1 pseudogene is annotated in these 272 nt (G+C 39.7%); it reads left to right on the plus strand.

Annotated features, from left to right (window positions below):
* Positions 1-65: 65 nt before the first annotated feature.
* Positions 66-272 (plus strand): annotated as a pseudogene (locus AAEY99_RS21435) (MFS transporter); the annotation flags it as partial.

Genomic DNA, 272 nt, shown 5'->3' on the forward strand with positions numbered 1-272 from the left:
ATACTACAGTAAGCAACTGACTGACTTACGAAGTGTTAATAGAGAATTTAACGAGGAATAAACACATGACAAAATCACACACACACGTAAGCAGCGACCCACTGCAACAAATACGTTGGCTTACATACATGATGTTTTTTATGTTTGCCATGACCTCTGACGCAGTCGGCATGATAATCCCCGAACTTATAAAAGATTTCGGTTTGAGCATGACTCAAGCTAGTGCATTTCATTACGCTCCCATGGCATTAATAGCCTTTAGTGGGTTATTT

It is taken from the genome of Shewanella sp. S1-58-MNA-CIBAN-0166, assembly GCF_040310085.1.
Lineage (GTDB): Bacteria > Pseudomonadota > Gammaproteobacteria > Enterobacterales > Shewanellaceae > Shewanella.